Origin of the sequence: Wolbachia endosymbiont (group B) of Ischnura elegans, assembly GCF_947251585.1 — a bacterium.
Taxonomy (GTDB): domain Bacteria; phylum Pseudomonadota; class Alphaproteobacteria; order Rickettsiales; family Anaplasmataceae; genus Wolbachia.
On record NZ_OX366371.1, the window covers coordinates 2,090,082 to 2,116,259 of the forward strand.

The following is a 26,178-nucleotide window of genomic DNA, read 5'->3' on the forward strand; positions in this document are numbered from 1 at the left end:
ATTTAAAATATGAATTTATTATGGATAGCTAATTTAGTAACTACTATTTTGATTTATGCTGTTCCTCTGCATTTGCAAGTAGCTTAATAATTTCTCTGTAAGGTTTATCTTTATTGTGCCGTGATTCTATTACAGCTACATCTCTAGGATTTTTTCCGTCTTTATCTCTAATTTTGGGATTTGCATCTTTTTCTAATAAAAACCTAATTATTTCTAAATTTCCTCTATATGCAGCAGAATGTAAAGCTGTCCATTTTTCATATTTTGCTGTGTTTATATCAGCTCCTTTCTCTATTAGAAATTTAACAACCTCCAAACATCCTGCACCGGATGCATAATGTAATGCTGTTAATTCGGGAATCTGTGTATTAATATCTAATAAATTATTAGCCGAAAATTTTACTACTTCTAGGCTGCAGTTCTTAGAAGCAGTTCGTAATATTGTTTTATAATTATCTGTAGCTTTTGCTCTCATATAGCAATAGGTAATAACAATACATATTATCATTGTTATACACCACCAAAAGTGTAGCTTATTTCTTGAGTCTCTATTCATATTCAATACTTTTTTTAACATTAAACATTTGGTTTACTGATTTTTTCTTAACGTTGATGCTGATAACATAGTGCGATAACCTGAACCATCTAACATGTGTTCTGCTCTGTCAATTATCCATTCACCGTCTATATCTTGATGAAACCCTAACAAGCTAAGTTTTGCCTCTGCAAATAGTTCTGGATTACCAGGCATAGTGACATCCAATACTGCATTATTTCGCTTTAATTGTTTTAACTTAGCATTTGCTGCACTTAATGCTGATTCTACATTAGAGTAAAGCGTTTGTATAGTATAACTTGGACTACCAGAACCAGCTATTTCTGATATAGTTTCACCTTTTTCATAGCTATGCCATTTTGCAATTACTGAATTGTACCTACTCACGGTAAAGTGAACCTTCCAATTTATTGTGTCTTGAGGTCTAATAGCTGTTGTTCCTAAAGCTTTTCCAGTTGCCGACTTTGCTTTGCCTTTGGGAATAAAAAGTATGTATCCGCCAGCTAACTTTGCCATTGCCTCGCGTTCTATTGCTATTTTTGTTAGTAAACTTATATCACTTTCTTCTGTTTGGTTAATATGTGGAATCAACATATTTTCAAATTCTTCTGCAACTCTGCACCCATATCCGTGCTTTTCTGCTATTTCCTTAACCAAGTTACCTAGAGTAATTTGATGCCATTCTTTAGATGCTTTCTCCTTTAATGATAGTCTTAAATTTGTTGCATGAGCTTTGATTAGTAGAGTCTTAGGTGGACTTTGTATTGTAACTTCGTTGACTGTATATATGCCCATTGGTAAGACTCCAGTTTCTCTGTAACCTAGAGCGATATTTAATTCATTCGGAACATCTGTGTTTTCATCCCTATAATCAACATGTACTTCAACTACATCATCTATTGTTCCAGATTCATCGGTAAGGCGCAATGATATAACTCTATCTTTAATTGATTCACATTTATCTATTATAAAATCTGGCTGCATTTATTCCCACACCTTTAATTTTGACTTTTGTACTGGTTTCTGAATAACAGGAAGCTTTATCTTTAATCCTGCCGGTAAAAAGCTTCCGTATTCTGCCAAACCTAAGTTCTCTGCTAGTACTAATTCCACTACTCCATTCGTAAATCCGTAATGTTTCCAGCAAATCAGATCTAACATTTCACTTTCTTTACTCACATAATATGTAGTCATCTGTAGCTCTTCAAACTCAAACTAAATTCAACTTTTCTCGGTAGTCCATTAGGTAAAAAATATATCTGCTTTTCTTCTAATCTAGTAATTACGAATTGTCCTAAAATATTACCTAGACTATCTACTAAAATATGTGGTTTTTCAGCTTCTTTCATATTCTTTAATTGATTTACTCTGTTGAGAATATTAAGGTAAATAACTCCTTCTATATCTACATTTTCCACTCCTCGACCAATATTTTGTAGTGACGGCATTTTATCGATACATTCAATTACACTCCAACGATTTTCTTTACTATACTTCAAACTTATCGGAGTAAATTTATATGGACCAAGAGATAACACAAATAAAAAATTTTAAAAAACATAGTTGATCAATAAAACGTCTCTACTGTATCAAATAAAACATCACGTGATTTTTCTCTTATCCTTTTTATTACTTCATCTGCAAGACTACGAACATCTTGATTTGGCTCTGCTTTAATGCTGATAGTGTAATTATTAGTGATGTTCTGAGTTTTATTTTGTTCTTTATTTTCAAATTTACTCCTTCCAAAATCTGCAAATATCTTATCATTATCGCTCTCTGTAAACTTTTTCTCCTCAATAAGGCTTTTGATTCTGAAATTATTCTGATTTCTCTTGGAAAATTCTTTAATTATACTGTTACTTAGCAAAGGATTTCCACTGTTGAGAATATTACTCTTTAGGGGACTATGTACTGCTTTTACTTCAGTTTTTCTTTTTTCAAACTCTTTCAGTGGGCTATTCCCTAATACTTTTCCAAATACACTTTCCCCTATCCATGAAAAAGCTTCTTCTATGGGTTTTATTATCGATTTCCAAAAGCTAGAGAAAAAGTCTTTCACCTTTTGCCAATTAGTGATAACAAAAGCTGCACCAGTGACAAGTCCAGCAATTAAAAGTCCTATAGGGTTAGTTATTACAGCTAGTGATATTGCTCTTAGCCCTGTTATTACTGCAGGAAAAACTGTAGCTGATAAAAATGAAAATGTTGCCAGTATCGTTGCTTTAAGACCAAAAATTGTACTTCCTAATAAAGTAATTCCATAGCCTACTCCCACTACTAAGACTTTTAAACTTATCAAAGCTGCTAAAGTACTCATGATTGCCGTAGTTAAAGTTGGATGTTTTTCTGCAAAAGAAGCTATATGCTCTGTTATTGTTTTCACACTTCCAGCTACATAATTCAAGGTAGGTAACATTACTGACCCTAGATTCATGCCAGCTTCAACTATTGCATTTTTAAGTAATTGTAATTTATTAGCTGTGGTGTCTGCACGATTTTTGAATTCTTTCTGCAGAGATCTTTTATACTCTTCTGTTTCAGCCAGTAACTCTATTGCATCCTTGTACTTACTGAAACTTCCAGCTAATAATGCAATGTCATCTTGATATTCTTGACCGAAAAGTTTCATCAGGGTTGTAGAGCGTTCCTGGTTATCCATTTTCTTTAGAGTTTGGAAAAAGTGAAGTAGTGCTTCTTCCCCATTTTCACTGATCCTTTGTACCATTTCTTCTGTGGTTATACCCATTTCTTCTAGTGCTGCCTTAAACTCTTTTCCTTGACCTTCAGCAGTTTGCAGCTTAGAAAGTAAAGCATTTATGGCAGTCCCTGCTTTTGCTGGTTGTTTGCCTAAACTAATGAAAGCATTTACTAAACTGCTTGTTTGTTCAAACTTTAATCCAAACTGCTTTGCAGTACCACCAACTATTGCTAGAGCTTCAATCATGTCTTTTGCTTTAGCAGCAGTGTTATCTGATAAGTGGTTGATTACATTACCAACATGCTCCATTTCACTAACATCAATTCCGTAAATGTTAGAGAGTTTAGCTATGGAATCACCTGCTTGCTCTGCGGACATATCAAATGCTGTAGACATTTTTGCCACTGTTTCTGTAAACTTAAAAAGATCTTCTTTCTTGATACCAAGCTGTCCACCGCTTGCAGCTATTTGTGCTAATTCTGCGGCCGATAATGGTATAGTACGTGACATCTCTTTTAACTTCTTGGCAAATTTATCAGCTTCCTTTGCTTCATTATTGAAATTGACAACTTTTTTTACATCAGCCATAGCCGATTCAAAATCAATTGCAACTTTAACTGGAGCTGCAAGCGTTAATCCAAGCCCAATTGTTTCTATTATTTGTGACTTAAAATGTGCCTTACTTGCTAAAAAACTTTGGTGACTACGTATTGCAGACCCAAGCTTACCATACTTGCCTTTCAGCGCTTCAATGGGCGAGCCAAGTTTATATTGGTCACTTACTAATGACTTAATATTTCTTCCACTTTTTCTTACTTCTTCATTAAATGAATGTAAAGCATCTCTCTTTTTCAAATATGCTTCTTTTGCTTTTGTTGCGGAGGTTTTGGCCTTGTCAAACTCTGCTTTTAAAGTTTTGCTTGGTTTCTCCACCGCTTTCATTTGTTTAGCTAAAGATTTTACTTGATCTTCAAAGCCCTTCCACGACCTCCTGCTGGTCAAAACATCATGACCTAACTGTTTAAACTTTGATACTGACTTTAAAGATGAATCAAGCTTTCTTATATTCTCACCAAGATTAGAGAGTTGACTACTACTTCCCTTTATTACAGTATTAAAACTGCCATCTAAAACTGCTCCGATTTTTATAGATAATGTTGACATTGTACCTTCCTCGCTGCTTTATGCCATAAGATAAATTCATTAATCTCCATATCAAGTATTTGTTCAACCCCGCCTCCTACAACAGAGCTGAACATTAATACTTCTAATCTCAAGTTTTTTGGATAATCGGTGAAAAAAAATCCTTTAATACCTCTTGAATTTTCACATAATCAGCAATATCTAACTCTTCAATTGCTTCTTTTGCAACTGATGTCAGATTGGCAGTCAAAGTTACTTCCTTACTTAGATCACTACCATTAAGTCTCTCAATAGCTAAATAATCTCTAACTTTTGGACGCCTAATGGTAAGTTCTGAGACAGAAATTCCATCAACTGTTATTGGGTTATCAAGTTTTACTGTTGTCATACTTTCTCCTAAAAAATAAAATTCTAAAATCTTTTAAAACTAAACCTAAATACCTAAAACCGTTTGCAGCAAGGCCATTTGATCAACACCATTTATCTTTCTTATCATATTTTCAGCATCGATTTCTATTAATTCATTACCACCTATAGTAAGTTTATAGTAATGAGCAGCTACAGTACACTTCAGCGTTGCTTTTTCAGCAGGTTTCCAGCTACCAAAATCAAATTCTTTAAAAATGCCTCTTAAATTGATTATTACTCCTTCAATATCATTGCTACCACTTCCTTGCATTCCTCCACGGAGCGTCAAAGATACTGAGTTTCCATCTATCAAGCCAAAAAGTCTAAATAGTTCTGAATCATACTCAGCGAAAGTAAAGTCTGCTTCAAGCTTTTCCATGCCCATGTCAATATTTATTGGGATATCCATACCACCAGCACGGTACTCCTCTGTTTTTATGGTAAGCTTTGGTAAGGTTACTTCATCTATTTTTCCTGCGTAACCACGACCATCAACAAATATGTTAAAATTCTTTAAAATCTTTGGTAGCACCTTTCTTCCTTTTTTCCCTTAATAAAATTTACGATATTTCACTATTCACCAGCCGTGAACGAAAAGTAATCTGTTCTGCTGGATATGGTGGTGTAAACTCAAAGTCAAAATATACTTTTCCACTTGCAATATTTGTTGGTGTATTGAGCTCTGGTGTTGCATAACATTTTCCACTGATAATCGCTCCTTGCGCTTTTAAATTGGCCAAATAAGAATTCACCCCCTCAATCATATCATCTATATAAGTTTTGGTGATATTGCGATCAACTGCCCATAAATGAGCTCGAAGTAAACTATCATTGACTAAATCTGCAGTCCTTCTCACTGACAAAAAAGCCCATTTTGAGTCATTTGAACATGTTCTATTTCCCCAAAGCCTATAGCCGTTTTGATGAATTATCGTTGTTACTTCATTTTCATTTAAGTGGTTTGCTCTGCAATTTGTATTACCGAGCGTAAAATCAATAGGCCTGCTTGTTCCAACAATACCATTTATCTCTTTGTTTGAAGGTGAATGCCAAAATCCTTGCTCACTATCTACTTTCGCTATTAAACCAGCTACAAATGGGCTTGCTGGCAAGATTTCTTCTTTTCCTTCAATAAATACCTTAACCCAAGGATCAACTACGTACACTCTTGAGCTGCCTACACTTTTTCTCCATTTTATTACTTCTTCATCATTGGTATTTGGACCATCTGCTACTATTATGCTTCTTAGCTTTTCTGCTACTCCTATCAAAGCTGCTACTACTGGGTTTTTAGATTCAGGCAATTGATGAGTAAATTGAGGCGCAATTAATATTCTTGGAGCAACATGAACTATACTTTCACTGTTGAGGAATGCCTCTATCCCTTGATACTCTCCAGTCTCTTTATCAACACCGCCAATTATATTCTTCAGCGTCTCTTCTTCTTTTAATTTTGGATCGCTGTTTTCACTCTCTTCAACTCTAATTACTATAACTGTTACACCAATCTGGGAAAATATTCCATTTACTGCAGAAGGTAAACTTCCACTCTTTCCGAGCTTTACTGCTTCCTTTAAGCTTCCTGCAACTAACACTGGTTTATTTAGCGGAAATTTTTGCTCATCTGCTTCAGGTGCAGTACCAATTACACCTATCACTGATGATTTAGCTGTACGTACTGCTTTGGCCCCTGAGGTTACCTCAATAACATTTACTCCGTGCAAAAATTCTTCAGCCATTTCTTTGCATCTTTTGTTTAAAATCGTTTAGTAAGTTCTCTACACTTTTGGCTTCTGCAATTTTCTTCTTGGTAATGTCTTCCAACTCTTCACATTTCATTATTTCTTTTACTGCTTTTTTTACTTTTTCTTCAATGATTCTTGCCATTTCAGTAACTGTAATACCACGTACTTTTGCTAATGGCTCTATAATTTCTGCATCTTTTTCGTCTATAGATTCTGGTGCTGCTAGAATGTTTTCTGCGGCTTTTGCTTGTATTTCGTACGACTTAAGCTTCTGATGAGAATATCCTGCGTATTGGTGAGTATAGTTATTATAATAAGTACGGAGACTAGAAAGTGCAGAAAGTTTTGCATTTTCCAATAATTCCAGCTCAATATCTTCCTTATTCCTTTCAACAATTTTCTCCCCTTCTGTTAGACAATAGCTTTTTTGCCAATCAAAATCTTCTGGTGCTTCATACCAATCATTTCCAGTTGGTTTGTTTTCAAGTGTTGTTGTTTCAATCTGCTTGTGGTTTTCAAAACGTATATAAATAGTCATAAATTCCTCCTCATTGCCATATTTGATTAGTTCGTTCTAATCCTGGACATTGCCAAGCTTTTAGCGTTCTCTCCACATCTACTTCAAGTCCTGTAGTTAGAACATTGCTACGTATGTTATAAATCCCCCACTGAATAAATTGACCATAGTTATGTACATAATTTGATGCAAGCATACCTTGACTAACTTGTGTCCTGGAATACAGGTAAGATGATGTGTAAAGTAATATTGCAACTGTTTTTCCTGCTGGAATCTCCACATTACCAGATCCAGCTAACTTGCTATCAGAACTCGTGTATTGGTAAACATTTTTCCATATTATTCTTGAAATACTTGATTTATTAGAATTGGTATTATCTGGTGTTCCCACAAATAATCCTGCTCCCCCATACTCCGTACTCGAATACGATGATCCAACAAATTCTATTGTCTTATTTATGTTCACATTGGTTGTATTTTTTACAAATACTACTCCAAGTGCAGCATACGGATAATAGTATATCTCATCATAACTACCAGAAAAACTTTTTGTGCATAACTCTCCGTAAATAAATGTTCCTTTACTTCCCTCTATAAAACTGAGTTGTCTTGGCCGATAAAAACTAACGTAATCTGTATTGTACGTATGGCTACCTGCTAGTAGTTGTAACATATAGTCAGTTTTTGTTATATCACTACTCCACTTTCCAAGCTCTGTCGTAAAAGTTCCGTGGCCAAAATAATTATTTTTTCTGCCAAGTACACTAAATAAGAAAGGTAATGACCCTGGTTCAACCATGTTGCGCTTTCTTATTTCATTTATAAGAGACACTTTTAACTGTTCATCCCGAGTTTTTACCTCATTTATCAGGGATGTTTTTAATTGGTTATCACGAGTTTCTATTTCCCCAATAATTGATGAGCCAGATGGTACATTATTAACAGCACGAAAATCTTCTACTAAACCTTTAAGACCATCTTTATGACTATTACTAATGCTATTTATTGCTGCAATATTGGCATTCTTTCTCGTATCAAGTAGCGATAAATTTGTTGTTCCTTTTTCATCAATTCTCTTTAATAACTGCTTCTCTGATTCAGAGATCACTGCTAAAGAACTAGCTTTTTTATTATCCAGATCAGTTAAGTGTTTTTTTGCACTATCAAGAAGCTCTTTTAGCTTACCATCAGTCATCTGTACAATTTCAGAAACTGCACTTTTGTCGACTATTGATTCCAATGCTTTAGCAAGATATGCTAATTGATCTGGTGTACTGTTTGCTGCTAAATCCTTAAGCCTCTTTTGTAGTGCATCAATTATTCCTTTTACTTCAGTCATCTGCACAACGTTGGAAATAGCTTTTTTATCTGCTATCAATTCCAGCGATTTTGCAAGATATGCCAGTTGATCAGGTGTGCTACTTGCTGCTAAATCCTTTATCCTTTGGTATATTGCTTCTTTCATTTCCAAAAATTTAAAAAAGTCTCAAAATTAAACCGCTCAAAATTACTCTTAAGTTGATTATGCTCATCTTCTCTTTCGGTAATATCTTCATCTATTTTTTCTATAGCTCTTCGAATACGTACCACATCTTGAACTGCAATATTTTCTGGATGAGGCAGTGGATATCCTCGTTTGGTTTGGTCAACAGTCATTATGTGACAATCACTCTGAGATTTTTTACCTTAGGGCGATAAACAACTGTTCCACTTAAAACTAATTTTACCCTAGTCTCATTGCCATTAAAATTTGATAGTACATGAGTTCTCTCCACCCAATTTTCCCCAATTGGTTTTCCTGATGTTAAATTTACTAATTGCCAATCCACATTTTTTTGCACATATGCTTTTACATCTGCAGTGCCAGGTATTAGCGCATCATACGTTATGGTAATTTTAGTGTTAGCTCCTGCTGTAATACTTCTTGTAACATAATCTCCAGACTCTGAAAGATTACCTAGAACTAGCTGTAACCCAGGATATAGCACTGGACTTTTTTCTTTTGACCCTTTTAAATTTGCCTTTACTGTTAACTCTCCAGATAGTCTTTCACGCAGCGCGAGCGGCAAGTTATCAGATAGAAAATTTTCTTTTCCTTCTTCATCTGTCAGAATAAATTCTACATTGGTATCAAATGCTACTTTTTCGACGTTCGTCAAAACAATTAAATCTGATACGTTATTTGCAGTAACTTTACCAAGATCAATAACGTGAGAATTTTCAGTGAACTTCGTTGCTAAAAGCCTAAAAGTTAGATCTAAATTTTGATGTGGTGTCCAAGTACTTGCGTTGCTAGATGAAAGTAATACTCCTACTTGATATGGCTGACTTGTTACCCAACGGCTATTTACTGCATCATATTTGCCAAGTTCTGCTATTTTGACTGCAGTACCAGGATCATCAGTAAGCAGTACTATTGCATACTCCTCTCCTGCATGGCAAAACACTGGTGACCACTTTATACGTGTTGCTGTGCCATCTATCTTTATATCTTTTGGCTCAATATAGCTTTCAGCAATGACAGTCTGCGAGGGCATTCCCACTGCTGTTTCTCTAATCTGCACAACAACACGTTTTTTGCCGCTATTTGTGAACCATAAGTTTAGGCCTCCTATGTGTCTGCTCTCATTTAAAGTAAATGTTTGGGCTAAAGGGTCAATTCTTCTTGCTGCGATAACTCTTCTTCTCTCTTCTATGGTAATAGTTTTTTTACCAGTATAAGTTGTCTCTCCATAGCTTCCTTTATCCCCATAAAATTGTACTAATTTAGTACCTGCTGGAATATTTGCTGGGATTTTTATCTTTCCCTTTAATTTTCCCTGGTTGTTAGCTGTGAGCATATTTTTACCTCTTACGCAGTAGGCTGAATGAAGATACCATCGAACTTCACCTCCTTGAGCTTTTCATTTGGCTCAAAACCTTCGATCTCAAAATTCTGTACTGCTTCTCGCATAAATTCAGTTTCATAAGAATTACTTGACAATAGCTCTGTTGTTTCTCTAGTATTAAACACTCTAGTTACTGGACTTTTCCAATTCGTGGTAACCTCTGTCCAGTGGTCAATGTTTTTATTTAGAGTAATTTGTGCCGGGACTGGATCAAAAGCTTGATATGGATTGATCTTTTCTCCTTTGGTCTGTAAAAGCTGCTCCAGTACCGGTTCAAGTTTATAAGGCAAAAGATATCTTTCCCCACCTTTTTCAATATCTGCAACTTCTACATCTATTGGCAGAACTAGCTCTCTATTTACTATTGCTGCAGACTGCGAAATTCCTTGATCACGCATATCATCATCAAAGAATGAATCAACAAATACTCCTTTTTTGGTGGTAGGTTCTCTTGAATTTGCATCATTGCGTAGACGTTCCTCTGCAACCAGCGCATAAAGATCATTTATTCCTTTTTTCATTGCTTCAAGCTCATTCATCGGTACAGCATGAATAGCATTATTCACTATTTTTACCCCTTCTTTTTCTCCGTTTTTCCACGTCTGATGAATGTAGCAGAGCAAAAGTTGTCCGCTAGGTGCTTTAGGCATTGATGGTCGCCAAGGGTGAGCTATACCTTTTATTCTCCTTACTACTCCTTTGCTATCGATAGTAATTAAATCATAGCGGGGCATTTTCCAGGTATAATCTATCAAAACCAAGCTGTTATCAACTGCTCCTTTTACTTTACATCCCTCTTCACTTATATCTTCAGGGCTTACATGAGTGCGACAGCGATAGGTTATCAGGTAACTACTTCCAGGAGCTGGTTCTTTACCAGGTAATGACCAATCAACGTTTCCTGCGTTTAGTTTGTAATCTATACTGTTTTCATAAATAACATTGCCTTGTTTAACTTGAATAATCTCAAGTACTGCAGAGTCAGGTATCGGATCAATAGCTCCAGAGTATGAACCATGAGTAACAGTAATGGTTTTCTGAACAGTTATATCTACTTTTTTAATTTCATTTATTGGAAAATCATTAACCTTCAGTTCCATTACTCTTTGGCTATTTGGCTGAAAAGTATGTGGTTCTGATTCAACTGATTTTATATCCGGATCTTCATCAAAAGAAACACGAATACTGTGAGGAAGTTCAATCTCATAGCCATCAACATGAGCTTTGCCCTCATTAATCACAAATATTTTTTTTCCTCCTTCTCCCTCTTCCTTTTGCAGGAACATTACTTCAAGACCATTTACGACATAGGAACCATTGGCTTCTTTGTCATAACGAGCAAGAGCAGTAGTTACTATATTTGCTTGTGGTGGCGGTGAATGTTCTATTAATACTCCATTTTCAATGTTATAAATTGGATAAAATTCTCCTTCAGAAAAACGTGGAGAAAGACCTTCTGCTTGATAACCCCAAATGGTGGAAACTTTAAGCCTTGCAGCTCCTACTTCCTGATAGTTTCTTGTACCAACAGCAGGATCACGAAGATTTTCGTCCTCAAGTTCTGTAATCGTAGATTCTAGATAATAAACACCTATGCGAACTATAGTACTCAGTGGAATAATAAATTCTTCTTTTTCGACTTTTCTAACTGCTCCACGAAGATAGATTTTTCCTGATTCAAGCGTAACTTTACCAGTTTCTCTATCTATAATACAATTGCTTCCTGTTATAACATCACCATCACGAAATATTGCATCACCTATGCCTTTAAGCTTAGAAAGAGCATATTCTTGGGTTTCGTTTAATTCTGCTGACTGTAGACCTCTTCCTGCTAGAAACAAACTTTTTTCGTATTCTTTGTCAGGATTAAAACGGTTATAATAGGCGTTTAAAGTCATTTTGTTTCAAAAAGTTACAACAAATGAAAAAGTTTCCCGAGTTGCAGATGTTCTGATAAGTGATACGGTATGTTCCAAAACCAATAAAATCCCATGGTCTTCTATATCTTGAGGTTCAAAATATCTCTGTCCTTCAGGTAATTCTTTTTTTACTTTAGTACCAACCATAACCCCTAGCTCTCTGATTACTCGATTTGCTGCATCCGTGAAATCGAAAGTGAATTTGAGAAAAAGATTATTGGTTGGTACATCAGAAGGCCTAAACCTTCCAGAAGGAGTTATAAGTTCGCCGTTTTCATCACCTGTGCAGAATAGCACTTCATCTGCAGTACGTCTGCCAAGTTCATTCAAGAGCTTTATAGAATTTATAGGTTCAGGTGGTGCGCTTTGAATGTACTCTATGGTAACTTTATCACTTACTGGAATAGAGCTATTTTCCGTACGTTTAATTACACCAGTACTGCTATCAACTGTATAGTCAACACTTGGCTGATGCATTGTTTGTCCTGTAAAAACCCTTACATCTTTAATAGTATGGTGATCTAGAGCTATTTCATCCTCAACAAAAACTTTTTCGACTTGATGACTACTTTCCCAATTGGCATCACCACTGCCCCAAGCAAGATGTATAGGCTGTTCTTTTATACTTGCCGCTATTGCTGCTCTTCCTGACTGTGTGAGTATTGACATGTTTGCCCCTCTTACTATATATATACCGGATTTCTCACAGGTTTTTCCGGAAAAAATGAAAATTTTTTTTGAAGTGCATTTCTATGCTTAAATATTCTTTTATCTTAAGAAACCAGAACTACTTTTTTCTTTCAAGAATACCGAGACAATGCTTTTTGACATATTGAAAATCAAAGCTCACAAACAGTTTCAAAAGACTCTGCATTTTATCGCTTCTTCTTTCAGCTTTACGTTTTTTCCTACTGCATCTTTCATAGCCCTCTCAATGACAGCAGTCCAGTTCGTCGTACCTCAAAATGGGATCCAGTCAATCTCAGCATTCTCCGGGGTAATAACCGTAGCAATCTTGTTTTTTTCTCCATATCGATCAGCTTCAACACCGACTTTTGCAGTAAACTCTAATCCGTTAAAATCAGCTATAGAGTTGATTTTTCTAGCAATAACTGCTTTTTCTGAAGTGTCATTTGAATGAATGTTCCGTGCTGACTCTAAAATACTTCTAAGCATAGAACGTCCAGATTCTCCCCAAGTATCTTCTCCTTCAACGCTTGCTTTGCCACTTTTAATACCAATTACTTGAAAAATCTTACGTTTTGCATATTGACCTTCAGTGACGGTAAATTCAGCGTTTAAATAGATGCTGCCGGTAGCATAGCTTTTAGTGAACCAATTTTCATAACCACCAGGTTTAATGGCCATTTTGACTTTTACCGTTGTCCCTTTTGGTATTAAATTACTTTGTAATTTTGCAGTATTAAAATCAGTTAAAAAATCTGATAACATATTGTCCTCCTATAAATTAAGTGAAAAAAAGAATCAACTCCATTGGTCTACAACCTTCCAACGACCATTTATCTTATCGACAAGCTTGCTTGCCACACGTTCACCATTTCGCAGCTCAAACACTATTTGACGGGTAGTGCTTTCTTCATCATGAGCAAACATCACCATGCCAGTGCTATAAAATCCACGTAAAGATCCAGCACCGCTTAGGCCTTGAAATGGATCTTCTTCCAGCATCTTTTTGGACAGTTTTTTTGTGTGGTGAGTGAGTATTATGCCCGAATCTGGATTGATAACATTTCTCAGTCTTTCAAGCGTTTTTTGCAAAAAGAATAGCATAGCGCTGTTGTCATTTTCATTACCATATTCACTTGAGTTGAAGATGTTGCGAAGAGGATCGATGGCAATAATATCAGGTTTGAAACGCTCTTTGACAACATTTTTAATTTCATCTATTTCTTCACTGCTAAATGATAATTGCACTCTTGGCGTGATAATTAAGTTATTGGCAGCTATGTCCAAAAGCTCTTTATTCAGTTGAAGTTGTTGCAACCGTTCTTTCATATATTCATACTCAATTTCAGTTTGCATATAGAAGATTTTCAAAGGTCTATTTGGTGTCATACCGAGAAATGATCTACCAGCAGCCATGTAAACAAGCCAAGAGATCAAAAAGTCACTTTTGCCGATTTTAGGTGGGCCACCCAGCACCAATAGACCTCTTTTTGTTAAAATCCTTGGTGAAATTATATCTTCTGGTATTGGCGATTGATCACTTAAATATTCCTTTACGCTATAAAAAGGGATTTTTTGACCGATGTTGAAAAAGCTTTGTTCCATATTACTCCTTTTAAAATTAGGCAACAGAAGCCAAGGTTTTGGCTTTAATTTTCGCAAATAATCTACCAAGATGCGGTTCTTCAACCATATCAAGGCAGCCACTGCGATCTTTAGCAGGGTATCCCCAAGTATTAATAGTCTGACAGACAAATGAGCGAACCTCTGTGCCATCATCTTTCTTGATTCCAACCATGCTAATTACTTCATCAACTATCCCTGGAATCTCACTAGCAGTTTTTGCTCCTTCACATTGAGGCAGCCATATTGGACGGTTGCTGTCATCAAGATATTGACCTAATGTGCCAACTATGATGATGTCTTTATCTCTGATATGTTGAAATTGATTGAGCCAAGCCATCATCTCTTGAGCAAGTAATCCATAGGCAGCTCTTTTATCTTCTCTTCCTGATCTATCTGAAAAAGCTTCAGGTTGCATCCTTGCCCATGAAAGACATAAACGTGATGCAACAGTTATGCTATCAATAAAAATAGAGCGGTATTTAGAAACCTCAGAAAGAAGATCTTTATACTTGCCAGATACATGTTCATAGTGCTTTTGACTATATGCTTGGTCAGATTTTAACGCAGGATTAGGACCACCTATGAGACATGCGATATCTCTTGCCTCATTCCAAGTACGAATACTTACAGAATCCCCTTGCCAATCTTGAACAGCTAAAAGTCCTGCTTCAAAATCGAGACAAAGTGTTGTTGATTCATCGAGGGTTTTAAGTAGGCTAGTCTTGCCAATTCCATAAGGTCCAAAGATTACTATCTTCACACCTGTGACAATTTTCGCTCTTTCTTTGCTGTTTATTATTTTCATATTTTCCCTCCTTATAGTTAGAAATCTCGTTTTAGGTATGTTTTAAGGTGGGAAAACTCTTTGCGTAACTTGTTGATTGTGTCGTAGAGAGTTGATTTTGGTATACCAGTCCTTCTGGAAATTTCACAAATGCTGTGATCTTCTGCCAATAGTTTACATATTTTTCTTAACTCTCGAGGTAACTTTGCAATTGCTTCATTTACGTCAATGCGTACTGCGGAGGTATATTCAAGACTTTCATCGCTCTCTTCGTATAAAGCTTCATCAACAAAATTAATGGTACGTTTTTTACATAGTTCTTTTTCTTTTAAATTGAGGGCACGGCATTTAACGTACTGTTTTATAAAATGCCCTTCAAGTTCATTAAGGCCAGGCAAACAGTCAAGTAAAAGATCTTGCTCAATATCTTCAATCTCTTTATAAGCAAAAGCTTTTCCTCTCTTCAGAAGTTTAGCATAGTGTCGTATGTGTTTAACAACTTTTGGGTTAATACCAGTATAGGAATTTTTAGAATGCATATTTTGCCCCTCTAGTTAAGAAATAATTTAAAATGTTAATGATTTAATTGTGATAAACCCAAGTATTTGGATTTTCTACAGGAATTACGCTGCCATAATGCGGTGATTTGTAGTGTGTAGGTAGTAACCTGTGATAGACTGTAACCTTTTTGTTCTTCTCTGGATCAAGTATTTTTTGCCCAAATTCCATACCTTCAACGCAAAGTACTCCGTATTTGTTTCTTGCAGCATTTTTGCCTTCTTTGTTGAATTTAACATAGCCTTTGGTAGCAAGGACATCGAGACGATCACGTATAGAATGTGTACTGCCAAGACCTTCTTTATTTTCAAATGCCTGACAAAACTGATTAATTGTATAAACATGGCCCTTACGTCCTTCTGCACATATTAAGTCCAAGATGATGTCATATCTACGAGAACGTTCGGCATCTAGTTTTTCACCATAGTCTTTATTTATTAACCTTTGTGACTCAGCGTCAACTTCGTACCAATGACCATTAATTTTATCAACAAATTTTGGCATAACAGAATTTCCATTACGTAACTCAAACATCAGTTGACGATAGCTGTTCTTCTCATCAGGCCTAAACATGATCATTCCAGTGGTATAGAATCCTCGTAAGCTGCTAGCGCCACTAAAACTTTGAAATGGATCTTCTTCTAATAGTTTCTTTTGCATTTTCTTTGTATGGTGCACAAGAATAACTCCAGCATCTGGATTGATTAGAGAACGCAGTTTTTCAACTCTCTCCTGGAGAAAGAAAATCATGGCATTATTATCATTTTCGTTACCGTATTCATCAGCATCAAAAACGTTACGCAATGGATCTACCGCTATGATATCAATGGTGTTTAGGTCAAAGTTTCTTTCTGCTTCAGTTACGATATCTTTAATGCCATTTTCATTTAAAAGCAGCTTAGTCTGTGGTGTAATAACTAAATTGTTTGCAGCAAGTTTAATAAGTTCTTCACTAAGTTTCATCTGTTGCAACCGTTCACGCATATAGTGGTAACCGATTTCAGTCTGAAGGTAGAAGATTCTTAAGGGCCTTTTTGGCACCATATCAAAAAATGGAGTTCCAGATGCCATATGAAAAAGCCAAGAAATAAGAAAGTCACTTTTTCCCACTTTAGGCGCGCCAGCAAAAACTAAAAGACCACTAGGAGTTAAAACTCTAGGAGCAATTATGTCTTCTGGCATTGGTGATTTGTCATTTAGGTACTGCAATACAGGAAATGAAGTAACGTTTTTTGTATATGGGAGAGAAACAGTTGAGGTTAAAAATCTTTTGACGTCTACTCCTTCTTTAATACAATCAGCAGCATCCCAAGCTTTTGGTTTATCTTGTGGAATTTTAAGAATAGAAAGCGATGCAACGCCTATATCTAAAAGCTTCTTTGCAACATTTTCAGCATATTTCTGACCTGAACTATCGTTGTCTGGCCATATGGTTATGTGTTTACCTTTTAGCGGAGCCCAATTTGTTTTATTTACAGGTGAATTTGCTCCAAACATCATTGTTGTGGCTGTTATGCCCTTACTGATTAAACTTTCAGCACATTTTTCACCTTCAACGAAAACAATTTTATCGGATTTAATTATACCTGGAACATTGTACAAAGGCCTTGGATCTGGAGCAGTACTACTTGAGTTTTTTACATCAAAACAGCTATATCGTTTTTTCCCTGAAGTGCTATCATAACGGTAAATTTTAGCTATTACTTGATTATTTTCATCATGATAGTCCCAACATGCTATTAAATGTTCTGAAAATTCTTCTTTATGGTTTGTTGAGTGACCAAGCCATTTTTCTATATCTTCTATGGTATCAAGAAACTTAGTCTGACTAGTAACATCCCACCAGAGATTAAGTATATCTCCGCCTTCACCAGTAGCAAAATCGTGCCATAATCCGGCTCTTTCTCCTCTTGTTTCTACTACTAAACTTTTCCCTTTATCTCCTCTAATATTACCAACATAGAACTTACCACCGTGGAAAGTACCATTTGGTAATAAGTAGGATAAAGATGATTCTATTCTTGAGAGTAGTTCTGCTTTTACTTCTGCTGCTCTTTCAAATAAAGCTTGCTTGTCATGCATATTGTTTTCTCCTGTTAAAATAAGCTATATTTGTTGACAGAATGTCTCTGCTACATAGCTCATGATGATGTTTTTAAAGGCTGGTAATTTAAAATACAGTCATAAATGGGTAGAGAGATGTCTCTGTACCTTTTACTATAGTAATACCGGATTTCTCATAGGTTTTTCCGGAAGAGTGGAGAAATTTTTTTCAAGCGTAAGTTGACACTGTCCATATTTACCCCAAATATTTACAATTCAGAAGACCAGGTCTGCTAGGTCTTACTATAGTAAGTTCAACAAAATTACAAAAACTGTTCACTTTTTAGAAAATTTTGCACAACTCCGTTCTCTTATCTTTCATATTCCCCTGTAGTATATATACACGTTCAATTTCAAATTCGTCCGAAAAACTACAAAAATATATAGGCAACACTAAAAAAGTTCTCTTCTGTAGAGGTAAATGGTGGTATTGAAAATTTAACTCTGCTCTCAACTTACACTCCTCAAAAAAATTACAAAATTTAATTTCATTTTAACTTTAAACAAAAAGGCCGCCTATAAGTTGCATCTGCATTATGTTGCAAAATATACTATACTTTGCTTATGAGAATAACCAAATAAGCCATCCTTTTTTCTCCTCCATAACAGATATATACTAGAAATGCAGTCTGAAATATGATTTGCTCTAAAATTTTTTTCATTACGATTTTTCTATTAAACTTTAATAGAGCTTAACGTGTTTACAATATACTCAGGGGAGAGTCTATAAGAAGTAGCCACAAAACGCTATATTGGTAAAGGTATTCATAATAATTACTTGTGAATTAAGTACTTTAGATTCGAGATTACATAGATTTTTGGCAGTTTAAGCCATTTTAGATTGGAAAATGAAATCTCCTAAAAGGAAAAACCCGGCTATATTAAAGGGTTAAGAGTAATTTAAGTTTGAAATTCAAAAAAACTTCTTAATTGCTTTAAAAGCTAGGATTATAGAGGGTTTTTGAGTGTAGCCCAGTTTCAGGTAAAACCTTATATATTATATATATAATAAATAATAATATATAATAATAGAACATATAGGATATGTACCTTTCATAATACCTACCTAAATATTATTAACGCGCTTAAGTGTTTAATTTATTACTTTTTTAATTTTTAAATAACAAGTTAAGCAAAAAAACATGAACTGTAATAAGTTTATTATAATATAAACCTTAAGAGAAGTTCCGCGGTGCTCAACTGAAATGGTTTTCAAAAAGGCTAATATACCGTCCATTTAAATTTTTAACCGAAATATAAAAGTCATTTAAAAAATAAACTCAAGTGGCAACTAACCGGTTTTTTAAAGCCGCCTATAACCTACTCTAACTACTTATGCATACAGGTGGACCAGCTGCATTTCATGATATTAGTAGACATAAACCGAGTTATTGTAAGATAATTAAAGGTATCACTAAACTTTAATAGCCTTTAAAAATAGCTAAAGGTAACATTTTTATGGTAAATGCCTAATCTACTACTGTGGCCTATTCTTCAAAGTAAGGTTTTAAGGAGTAAAAAGCCGTTCTGAGTTTTCCAGCAAAATTTCAAAATAAGGAAATAGAAATATAATACACTTAAACCATTGAAATTCTGCATTTTTATCCATTTAATACCTATAAGACGTTATTTTTCCATTTCCAAAAGACTTAATGAATCAGATCGCCCTAAATAAAAATACAACACAGAGACAAAAATATGAAAAACCTACTATTGCATTTTGGATAACCTGAAAAAGATAAATGCTTACAAAAGACAAGATGGCTAATAATAGCGTTTTAAAGAGATTCTACGACTTCAGGGTACAATTGTACAATCAGAACCTAAGTTACTCATGTAAGGTAGCCCAAAACCCGGTTAAGAGTCATTTTTAAATTATTTCTTACCTTAAACTTTTACTTGCTATAAAAAAGCCTTACTCCAGTTTATCACGTTTTTTATTTGTTGTAAAATATTTTTTCAAAAAAGTGGACGATCTTTTAAATCGGTGCAATAAAAGCTGGTTATTTTAGATAATCTCTATAAATAAATTGTAGGTGAAGTTAAAGAAAAAAAGTTTTGCCATAAACATAAGCTATGGAGCTCGTAAACTGCTTAAAATGGAGATAAAGATCTAAATTTATTTATTTACGTCTCCAATTTCATCGCGTACAATGGAGACAAAGATTTATGTTTTCACTATTTATTGGCAGATAGGGCTTTCTAAAGGGTGGGTCACCCCCCTTGAAATTAAAACAAAAGGTGGTAGACAAGATGTCAAACACAGATAACTCAACTACAAGCTGGTCTTTGTTGTAGTTATTTTCTCACCTGCTTTAATTAATTCATCAAAATCAGATTCATACTCTGTATAGCCTTTCTTATAATAGTCCGAATGCGATAAGATATGTGTTAGCAGGCCAAATGTTGTTTTTTTACATTTTTAAGATAAGAAGTGGATAGCTGAACTTGTTTTTTATACAGCATTTCTTATATTGATCAAATCTTTCAATTGATTATTGCTAAATTCTGTAATCCAACTTTCACCGCTACTTATAGTTAAGTTTGCTAACTCTTTCTTGCTTTGAATCATCTCATCAATACGCTCTTCAAAAGTACCTGTTGAAAGTAGCCTGTACACCATAACATTACGTTCTTGTCCAATACGGTACGCTCTATCTGTTGCTTGTGCTTCCACTGCTGGATTCCACCATAAATCGTAATGTATTACATGGTTTGCTGCTGTTAAATTAAGCCCTGTTCCACCAGCTTTTAAAGATACTATGAGAATATTTGATCGAAATGAGTTTTCAAAATCATTAACCATTTTGTCTCGTGCTTTACGGGATAAACTTCCATGCAAAAATGGCACTTTTGATTCAAACTTTTCTTCAAGTAGCCTAGCTATAATCTCACCCATTTCAGTGTATTGAGTAAATATCAATGATTTTTCTGCAAGCTCACTAATTCCTATCAATATCTCTTCTAGCATCTGCATCTTTCCTGACTGTTCAATACTTGCACGCTTTTTCTTGCCAAAATGCGATGGATGGTTACAAACTTGCTTTAAAGCATTGATAAGCTTAAGAATTAGACCCTTACGTTCAATTCCTTCACTCCTTTCTATCTTTTTCATAGTTGTGTTAACTACTTCTTGATAAAGTGCTGTTTGCTCTGGAGTTAGAGAACAATAACGATTATTTTCAATTTTATCTGGTAGATCCTCTATAATGCTTTTATCACTTTTTACCCTACGTAGCATAAAGGGATGAGTAACTTTCATGAACTTCTCTAGACAAACTTTGTCTCTCGCTTTTTCAATTGGTGTTGCAAAATGAGTTTTAAATTCCTTAGGAGTACCAAGGTAATATTTATTAGTAAAATCAAAAATACTCCAATATTCTAGTAGCCTATTTTCAACAGGTGTACCACTCATTGCTATTCTATTTTTTGCTGCAATAGCTTTTATAGCTTTGCTCTGTTCACTGTGGGGATTCTTTATATTTTGGGCTTCATCAATCACGAGCAAAAACCATCCTACTCTGTTAAGCTCTTTTTTATCACGACGCGCAAGACCATAGGATGTGAGAGCTACATCATAATCATTTGCCAATTCTCGATTTTGTCCATGATAGATGAAAAGCTTTAATTCTGATGCAAAACGTTCCATCTCTCGTTGCCAATTGCTTAATATGCTTGTTGGCGCTACTATCAAGACTTTATCTTCATCTAAAAATCCCACATTCTTACAGTATAAAATGGCTGCAATAACTTGTAGTGTTTTGCCAAGACCCATGTCATCAGCAATTATACTACCAAATCCCGTCTCTATGTTCTGCACAAGCCAACTAAATCCACGTTTTTGATATGGACGTAACTGTGCTGTTAGGTTACTTGGTACATCAACAGGTACATAAGTGTTAAGCTTTTCAAATAGGCTTTTAATCTGCTGATCAAGTCCTACCTTTGCTCCATCTAGTTCACCTCCTAAAGCAGCTTGCATCAGCTCTGCTTGACTCAAGCGTTCAGGTAACTTATCAAATTTTTTCAGTAGAGCTTCTACCTCCTTATCATCCAAAAGCACATATTGGTCTATAATCTTTATAAGTCCACGAGAATCTTTCAGTAGCTTTTTAAATTCTGTAATGCTTATCTCTTTATCACCTATCGCTATTTTCCAATCAAACTTCAATAATTTTTCAAGCGTTAAGAAACTTTTCCGATCTTCTTCAATTTTGCCTTTAGCAGATAAATTAAGACTCAACTTTGGCTTTAGGATTTTTTCCAGTGATTTCGGTAAGATAACTATAACGCCAATTGCTTTTAACACCGGCAAGATATTTAAAAACAATGGTGCAAAATCATCTAAGCTAAACAGTAATCTACTGCTGTCGTCAATCGATCTTTCTAGCTCAGGTATGTATTCGGACAGCATTCCCATATCAGATAAAATGCTCAGTTTTGTGCTGCAGTTAGACAATGCTTTTTTCAGCTTTATTATCGATTTTCCATCATCTAAAGATACCTGTATATGAAGCTCAAATCTTTCATAATAATCTTTTACTATTAAGTAAAGTTTGTATGGTTTATCTGTTAAATAAAGCCGTGATAACCAGAGATTAATTGCTTGAGGTATTTCTCTGTTGCTAAACTCACTAAACTTGTATGCTGATCCAGTAAAAAATAATGCAAAGATGTGCTTGTCTCTATACTTATCCATCGATGAAGGAAAGGTATTCTTTTCTCTATACTTATCAAGTGCTGCAGGAAAATTATTTGCCATGTATCCCAAAAGGATTAAAGAAATTGCAATATTAACCTGTTCTTCAGGCTCTATAGAAGTTTTCTGATATTGAATTAGTAGAGGTGGACACATAGATGATATTTTTCTATGAATTTCTTTGACTGATTCATTAAACAACGCAGGGATCCACCTAATTATAAATTCTCCTCTTTTATTTTGTAGTATTTGTGGTACTAGTGCTGATTTTTCCATGAGCATACGTGCAAACTGTGAAATCATATGCATGAAGCGAAGCTCAGGATTAAGCTTATGCAGTAATGAAATAGGAATATCGTTTAAAAATTGTGCTATGTTCCTTGAAACACTTTCGCTGAGCATAAATGAATTAGCTATACCATTGCTTACTTGAATAACTTGGTATTGGTCATTGATAAATAATTGAAATGTTTGCCAGTGTTCAATACTTCCCCATTTGCTAGTAAACAATTCTTCTTCCGATAGCTTTTTCTTGGAAGAGTAGAAAAAATAATCTGATTTCCCCGTAGGATATTTTTGCCAATGCTTGTAAGCTGTTTGCAGAATACTGTGAAAATTTTTTTCAAAAAAGAGTGGATTATTCGTCAAGATATTTTCGATACAGCTGGCAAGGTTAGGAATAGTCGATAGATCAATATCATTTAAGTTTACTTGGTCATATACTTTAACTTTAGAAGACGATTTAAATAGATCATTAATTTTTAGAATACTTTGAATGTTTTCTAATTTTCCATTTCCAAAATCATCAATCAGCGACAACAAGTCACAATTATGAATATTGAAAATTACGAAAGGGTTTTTATCAATTTCTGCAGCAATAAGATAAATTACAGCAGCAATATGTTTACAAGGCATAGCCCAATCAGGACAATTGCAACTTGCGTTCATTTCTTCCCAATTCGAAGGAAATAATTTAATACCTGAGTCGTTAAGCTTATCAAACAAAAGTGTTGGTAATTGTCTATTTATTAATTTAGGCAATATAAAGGGCGAATTTTCAATAATACAACGGATAGCTGATGAATTTAATTCATTGAGTGTTATTTTAACTTTATATGGATGAGGTCTTGAACCACTAACTTTGGCTGTAATTGTATTGCCGTTGATTTGAATACCAAAAGCTCGACCAGTATTAGCATAAGTTCTACCACGTGAAAGGCGGTTATCGTAATCAACTTCACTGAAAGATTGAAGCCATTTCTTACCCCACCATGTTCTCCCGTAAATAGACATTATATATATTTTAGCCTAAATAAACTCAAGTAATCTAACATAAATCACTACAAAATGCCAAAAAAACAACAGAAAAGGCAATATGAAAACCTTTTTTTCTACAGTCTCTTCATTTTTTGTGATTAAAAATTATTTTAACTTTTTTTGAAAAAATCCCGGAAAAAGTAGTAAGAAATCCGGTATATATATAATAGAAGGGCATTGTTTCAACGAGGTTAGTTTACCTCTACGCGCTTCAAACACAAAAGTTTCAAATAAATGTCAATCCTAACACTAGATCTAGGCAAGCAAACGGGCTGGGCAATTCTAACAGATGGAATAATTGAAAGTGGAAGCAAAGGCTTTCATGGTAGTCGTTTTAGCGGAGGTGGCATGTGCTTCTTGAATTTTCGTAATTGGCTTAATTCTTTGAAACATGAGTTCACTGCAGTGTATTTTGAAGAAGTGAGAAGACACCTTGGAACTGATGCAGCCCATTGCTATGGCGGTTTTCTTGCCGTTCTATCTGCTTGGTGTGAAGAGAACAATATTCCCTACCAGGGTGTTAATGTTAAAACTATAAAACGCTTTATAACAGGCAAAGGCAATGCAAGTAAGAGTGAAGTTATTGAAGCGATACGTGAAAAAAGTTTTTCACCTAGAGATGATAATGAGGCCGATGCTTTGGCATTAATGTTCTATATTAGTAAAGATATTAATAAGACAAAAAACCCATAAAAAGTGGGTCCTTTCGGCCATACTGGCGGGTTTGGTGGGTTCGACCTCAGGCCTTTTCTAGTGTTAGACATATTTTGAATATTAACTTTTTAATTATTAAGAATTTAAATTATATGAATTTAGCAATCCACTACTATCCTACTCAAAATCTCGTCGAATATGAGCGTAATCCTCGTAAAAATGATGACGTAGTAAACAGAATGTGCGCTTCAATTCGGGAGTTTGGTTTTCGTATTCCGATAGTTGCAAAAAGCGATGGAACTGTAGTTGACGGTCATTTAAGACTTAAAGCAGCAAGAAAACTTGGTATGGAGAGTATTCCAGTGGTGCTCAGTGATAACTTAAGTGAAGCCCAAACCAAAGCTTTTCGGTTACTTGCCAATCAATCAGCTAATTGGGCAAAGTGGGACGATGATCTTTTAAAGGTAGAAATTCAAGAGTTAGAAGATTTGGAGTTTGACCTTAAAATGACTGGATTTGAGCTAGAAAAAGTTCAAAACTTTCTCGATGATTTAGATAGTGAAGAAGAAGATCTTTCTGACTTAGCTGGTGATGACAAAAAAGTAGAAGTAACAAAACCAGGTGATCTATGGATTTTAGGTGGTCATAGAATCTACTGTGGTGATAGCTCTGTAGTTGAATCATTTAAAGCGGTATTGGATGACAAGATGGCAGATATTACCGTGTGTGATCCTCCATATAACGTTGATTATGGTAGTAGCCAAGACAAAAAGATATTAAATGATAATCAAGGTGAAAAGTATGAGCTTTTTCTCTACGACATCTGTTCCAATATTTTAGCATATACGAAAGGTGCAATTTACATCTGCATATCATCATCAGAGTTTTCAACCTTGCAAAAAGTATTTGAAGAAGCAGGTGGTCGTTGGTCGACATTTATCATTTGGGCAAAGAATCACTTTACGCTAGGCAGATCAGATTATCAAAGACAATACGAAGCAATGCTCTATGGATGGAAAAGCGGCAATAAACGTGAGTGGCATGGAGGAAGAAATCAAAGTGATCTGTGGTTTTATGATAAGCCAACGCACAATACACTACATCCAACGATGAAGCCAGTAGAATTAATGGAAAGAGCAATAGTTAATAGCAGTAGACCAGGAGATATAGTACTTGATCCATTTAGTGGTTCTGGTAGCACATTGATTGCATGTGAGAGAACAGGAAGAATTTGCAGGACAATAGAGCTAGATTCAAAATTTGTAGATGTAACCATAAAACGTTGGCAAATATATACCGGAAGAGATGCCCTTTTAGCCAGTACTGGTAAAACTTTTGCGGAAATTCAAGAAGAAAATTCGTAAAAAGGAGCGAAAAGAGAGGAGGAAAAGAGTGGAAAAAATCACACAAACAGAATGGGCAAGAGAGATAGGAGTATCAAAGCAATATGTCTGTTATTTAGTAAAAAAAGGAATAGTTGAGTTGGAGGATGGACTCATTGACCGAGAACAAGCAAACAGGGCTATAGAAACAATCAGAGATCCAAGTCAGCCACTGAGGAGGAAAAATCCAGAAAACGAAAATACAAGTAACCTTTCCACAATGTTGCTTAAAACTCGAATAAAAAATGAAATGGAACGTGGTAAACTACTTGAGGCGAAAGCTAAGGCTGAGATAGGAGAACTTGTAGCAGTAGAAGAAGTAAAGCGCGATGCATTTAATGTGGCAAGAGTTGTCCGTAATAATTTACTTAATATTCCAAATAGAGTTTCAGCACTGCTTGCATCACTGAGTGACACTGAAAAGATTCATATGGCGCTAACCGAAGAGATTACAAACTCATTACAAGAATTATCTAACGCTAAATTTTAAT

At 35.1% G+C, this 26,178-nt stretch carries 23 protein-coding genes; 3 read left to right on the top strand and 20 right to left on the bottom strand.

The window, feature by feature from the left end:
• Positions 1–43 precede the first annotated feature (43 nt).
• The 20 genes from OPR58_RS10705 to OPR58_RS10800 all read right to left on the bottom strand — a co-directional run bounded on the left by OPR58_RS10705 (position 44) and on the right by OPR58_RS10800 (position 23,627).
• A complete protein-coding gene (locus tag OPR58_RS10705) occupies positions 44–577 on the bottom strand; it encodes an ankyrin repeat domain-containing protein (RefSeq protein ID WP_064085526.1) in 534 nt (177 codons plus the stop codon).
• Positions 578–589: 12 nt separating this feature from the next.
• Positions 590–1,540, bottom strand: a complete 951-nt coding sequence (locus OPR58_RS10710) for a contractile injection system protein, VgrG/Pvc8 family (protein ID WP_265022666.1) — start codon at positions 1,538–1,540, stop codon at positions 590–592.
• A complete protein-coding gene (locus OPR58_RS10715) occupies positions 1,541–1,750 on the bottom strand; it encodes a tail protein X (protein WP_264375655.1) in 210 nt (69 codons plus the stop codon).
• Entirely contained in the window at positions 1,747–2,094 is a 348-nt protein-coding gene (locus tag OPR58_RS10720) for a phage tail protein (RefSeq protein WP_265022667.1), read from the bottom strand. Before OPR58_RS10720 ends, OPR58_RS10715 begins: the two co-directional genes overlap by 4 nt.
• 29 nt (positions 2,095–2,123) lie before the next feature.
• Positions 2,124–4,421: a phage tail tape measure protein gene (locus OPR58_RS10725; protein WP_265022668.1), complete on the bottom strand. Its 2,298-nt coding sequence runs from the start codon at positions 4,419–4,421 to the stop codon at positions 2,124–2,126.
• A 109-nt stretch (positions 4,422–4,530) separates the two neighbouring features.
• Positions 4,531–4,788 carry a phage tail assembly protein gene (locus tag OPR58_RS10730; protein WP_114517598.1) on the bottom strand — a complete coding sequence of 86 codons (258 nt, stop codon included), beginning with the start codon at positions 4,786–4,788 and terminating at the stop codon, positions 4,531–4,533.
• Positions 4,789–4,833: 45 nt separating this feature from the next.
• Complete coding sequence (locus OPR58_RS10735; RefSeq protein WP_265022669.1) at positions 4,834–5,340, bottom strand: phage major tail tube protein; 507 nt, start codon at positions 5,338–5,340, stop codon at positions 4,834–4,836.
• Positions 5,341–5,368: 28 nt separating this feature from the next.
• Positions 5,369–6,547: a phage tail sheath subtilisin-like domain-containing protein gene (locus OPR58_RS10740; protein ID WP_265022670.1), complete on the bottom strand. Its 1,179-nt coding sequence runs from the start codon at positions 6,545–6,547 to the stop codon at positions 5,369–5,371.
• Positions 6,540–7,091: a hypothetical protein gene (locus tag OPR58_RS10745; RefSeq protein WP_017532577.1), complete on the bottom strand. Its 552-nt coding sequence runs from the start codon at positions 7,089–7,091 to the stop codon at positions 6,540–6,542. The genes OPR58_RS10740 and OPR58_RS10745 overlap by 8 nt, the downstream gene beginning before the upstream one ends.
• A gap of 10 nt (positions 7,092–7,101) precedes the next feature.
• Positions 7,102–8,535 (bottom strand): hypothetical protein, encoded by a 1,434-nt coding sequence (locus OPR58_RS10750; RefSeq protein ID WP_264376463.1) that lies wholly within the window; start codon positions 8,533–8,535, stop codon positions 7,102–7,104.
• The gene (locus OPR58_RS10755) at positions 8,532–8,726 is read right to left on the bottom strand and encodes a hypothetical protein (protein ID WP_264376462.1); all 195 of its coding nucleotides are present in this window, start codon (positions 8,724–8,726) and stop codon (positions 8,532–8,534) included. The genes OPR58_RS10750 and OPR58_RS10755 overlap by 4 nt, the downstream gene beginning before the upstream one ends.
• On the bottom strand, positions 8,726–9,910 hold the full coding sequence (locus tag OPR58_RS10760; protein WP_265022671.1) for a hypothetical protein: 1,185 nt from the start codon (positions 9,908–9,910) through the stop codon (positions 8,726–8,728). The genes OPR58_RS10755 and OPR58_RS10760 overlap by 1 nt, the downstream gene beginning before the upstream one ends.
• An 11-nt stretch (positions 9,911–9,921) precedes the next feature.
• Positions 9,922–11,856 carry a DUF4815 domain-containing protein gene (locus tag OPR58_RS10765; RefSeq protein ID WP_265022672.1) on the bottom strand — a complete coding sequence of 645 codons (1,935 nt, stop codon included), beginning with the start codon at positions 11,854–11,856 and terminating at the stop codon, positions 9,922–9,924.
• 6 nt (positions 11,857–11,862) lie between these two features.
• Positions 11,863–12,546 (bottom strand): hypothetical protein, encoded by a 684-nt coding sequence (locus tag OPR58_RS10770; RefSeq protein WP_265022673.1) that lies wholly within the window; start codon positions 12,544–12,546, stop codon positions 11,863–11,865.
• A 291-nt stretch (positions 12,547–12,837) separates the two neighbouring features.
• Positions 12,838–13,329, bottom strand: coding sequence for a hypothetical protein (locus tag OPR58_RS10775; RefSeq protein ID WP_265022674.1), 492 nt, complete (start codon positions 13,327–13,329; stop codon positions 12,838–12,840).
• Positions 13,330–13,362: 33 nt separating this feature from the next.
• Positions 13,363–14,169: a helicase RepA family protein gene (locus tag OPR58_RS10780; RefSeq protein ID WP_264685433.1), complete on the bottom strand. Its 807-nt coding sequence runs from the start codon at positions 14,167–14,169 to the stop codon at positions 13,363–13,365.
• A 16-nt stretch (positions 14,170–14,185) separates the two neighbouring features.
• On the bottom strand, positions 14,186–14,995 hold the full coding sequence (locus OPR58_RS10785) for an ATP-binding protein (protein ID WP_265022675.1): 810 nt from the start codon (positions 14,993–14,995) through the stop codon (positions 14,186–14,188).
• Between the two features lie 17 nt (positions 14,996–15,012).
• Positions 15,013–15,513 (bottom strand): sigma-70 RNA polymerase sigma factor region 4 domain-containing protein, encoded by a 501-nt coding sequence (locus tag OPR58_RS10790; protein WP_007302862.1) that lies wholly within the window; start codon positions 15,511–15,513, stop codon positions 15,013–15,015.
• Positions 15,514–15,556: 43 nt separating this feature from the next.
• Positions 15,557–17,614 (bottom strand): AAA family ATPase, encoded by a 2,058-nt coding sequence (locus OPR58_RS10795; RefSeq protein WP_265022676.1) that lies wholly within the window; start codon positions 17,612–17,614, stop codon positions 15,557–15,559.
• A 2,476-nt stretch (positions 17,615–20,090) separates the two neighbouring features.
• Positions 20,091–23,627 carry a DEAD/DEAH box helicase gene (locus tag OPR58_RS10800; protein ID WP_265022677.1) on the bottom strand — a complete coding sequence of 1,179 codons (3,537 nt, stop codon included), beginning with the start codon at positions 23,625–23,627 and terminating at the stop codon, positions 20,091–20,093.
• Positions 23,628–23,885: 258 nt separating this feature from the next.
• On the opposite strand from OPR58_RS10800, the gene OPR58_RS10805 reads away from it, so the two are divergent.
• From OPR58_RS10805 to OPR58_RS10815, 3 genes are all read left to right on the top strand, one after another.
• Positions 23,886–24,344 (top strand): crossover junction endodeoxyribonuclease RuvC, encoded by a 459-nt coding sequence (locus OPR58_RS10805; RefSeq protein WP_265022678.1) that lies wholly within the window; start codon positions 23,886–23,888, stop codon positions 24,342–24,344.
• Positions 24,345–24,457: 113 nt separating this feature from the next.
• Positions 24,458–25,669: a DNA modification methylase gene (locus OPR58_RS10810; protein WP_265022679.1), complete on the top strand. Its 1,212-nt coding sequence runs from the start codon at positions 24,458–24,460 to the stop codon at positions 25,667–25,669.
• Between the two features lie 28 nt (positions 25,670–25,697).
• Positions 25,698–26,177 (top strand): hypothetical protein, encoded by a 480-nt coding sequence (locus tag OPR58_RS10815; RefSeq protein ID WP_265022680.1) that lies wholly within the window; start codon positions 25,698–25,700, stop codon positions 26,175–26,177.
• Position 26,178 lies beyond the last annotated feature (1 nt).

Bases quoted from the DNA above. Each gene is read 5' to 3' on its own strand.
- OPR58_RS10750 (WP_264376463.1), bottom strand. From the start codon at position 8,535: ATGAAAGAAGCAATATACCAAAGGATAAAGGATTTAGCAGCAAGTAGC.
- OPR58_RS10760 (WP_265022671.1), bottom strand. From the start codon at position 9,910: ATGCTCACAGCTAACAACCAGGGAAAATTAAAGGGAAAGATAAAAATC.
- OPR58_RS10775 (WP_265022674.1), bottom strand. From the start codon at position 13,329: ATGTTATCAGATTTTTTAACTGATTTTAATACTGCAAAATTACAAAGT.
- OPR58_RS10705 (WP_064085526.1), bottom strand. From the start codon at position 577: ATGTTAAAAAAAGTATTGAATATGAATAGAGACTCAAGAAATAAGCTA.
- OPR58_RS10715 (WP_264375655.1), bottom strand. From the start codon at position 1,750: ATGACTACATATTATGTGAGTAAAGAAAGTGAAATGTTAGATCTGATT.
- OPR58_RS10725 (WP_265022668.1), bottom strand. From the start codon at position 4,421: ATGTCAACATTATCTATAAAAATCGGAGCAGTTTTAGATGGCAGTTTT.
- OPR58_RS10740 (WP_265022670.1), bottom strand. From the start codon at position 6,547: ATGGCTGAAGAATTTTTGCACGGAGTAAATGTTATTGAGGTAACCTCA.
- OPR58_RS10780 (WP_264685433.1), bottom strand. From the start codon at position 14,169: ATGGAACAAAGCTTTTTCAACATCGGTCAAAAAATCCCTTTTTATAGC.
- OPR58_RS10805 (WP_265022678.1), top strand. From the start codon at position 23,886: ATGTCAATCCTAACACTAGATCTAGGCAAGCAAACGGGCTGGGCAATT.
- OPR58_RS10770 (WP_265022673.1), bottom strand. From the start codon at position 12,546: ATGTCAATACTCACACAGTCAGGAAGAGCAGCAATAGCGGCAAGTATA.
- OPR58_RS10800 (WP_265022677.1), bottom strand. From the start codon at position 23,627: ATGTCTATTTACGGGAGAACATGGTGGGGTAAGAAATGGCTTCAATCT.
- OPR58_RS10730 (WP_114517598.1), bottom strand. From the start codon at position 4,788: ATGACAACAGTAAAACTTGATAACCCAATAACAGTTGATGGAATTTCT.
- OPR58_RS10710 (WP_265022666.1), bottom strand. From the start codon at position 1,540: ATGCAGCCAGATTTTATAATAGATAAATGTGAATCAATTAAAGATAGA.
- OPR58_RS10790 (WP_007302862.1), bottom strand. From the start codon at position 15,513: ATGCATTCTAAAAATTCCTATACTGGTATTAACCCAAAAGTTGTTAAA.
- OPR58_RS10765 (WP_265022672.1), bottom strand. From the start codon at position 11,856: ATGACTTTAAACGCCTATTATAACCGTTTTAATCCTGACAAAGAATAC.
- OPR58_RS10785 (WP_265022675.1), bottom strand. From the start codon at position 14,995: ATGAAAATAATAAACAGCAAAGAAAGAGCGAAAATTGTCACAGGTGTG.
- OPR58_RS10745 (WP_017532577.1), bottom strand. From the start codon at position 7,091: ATGACTATTTATATACGTTTTGAAAACCACAAGCAGATTGAAACAACA.
- OPR58_RS10795 (WP_265022676.1), bottom strand. From the start codon at position 17,614: ATGCATGACAAGCAAGCTTTATTTGAAAGAGCAGCAGAAGTAAAAGCA.
- OPR58_RS10755 (WP_264376462.1), bottom strand. From the start codon at position 8,726: ATGACTGTTGACCAAACCAAACGAGGATATCCACTGCCTCATCCAGAA.
- OPR58_RS10810 (WP_265022679.1), top strand. From the start codon at position 24,458: ATGAATTTAGCAATCCACTACTATCCTACTCAAAATCTCGTCGAATAT.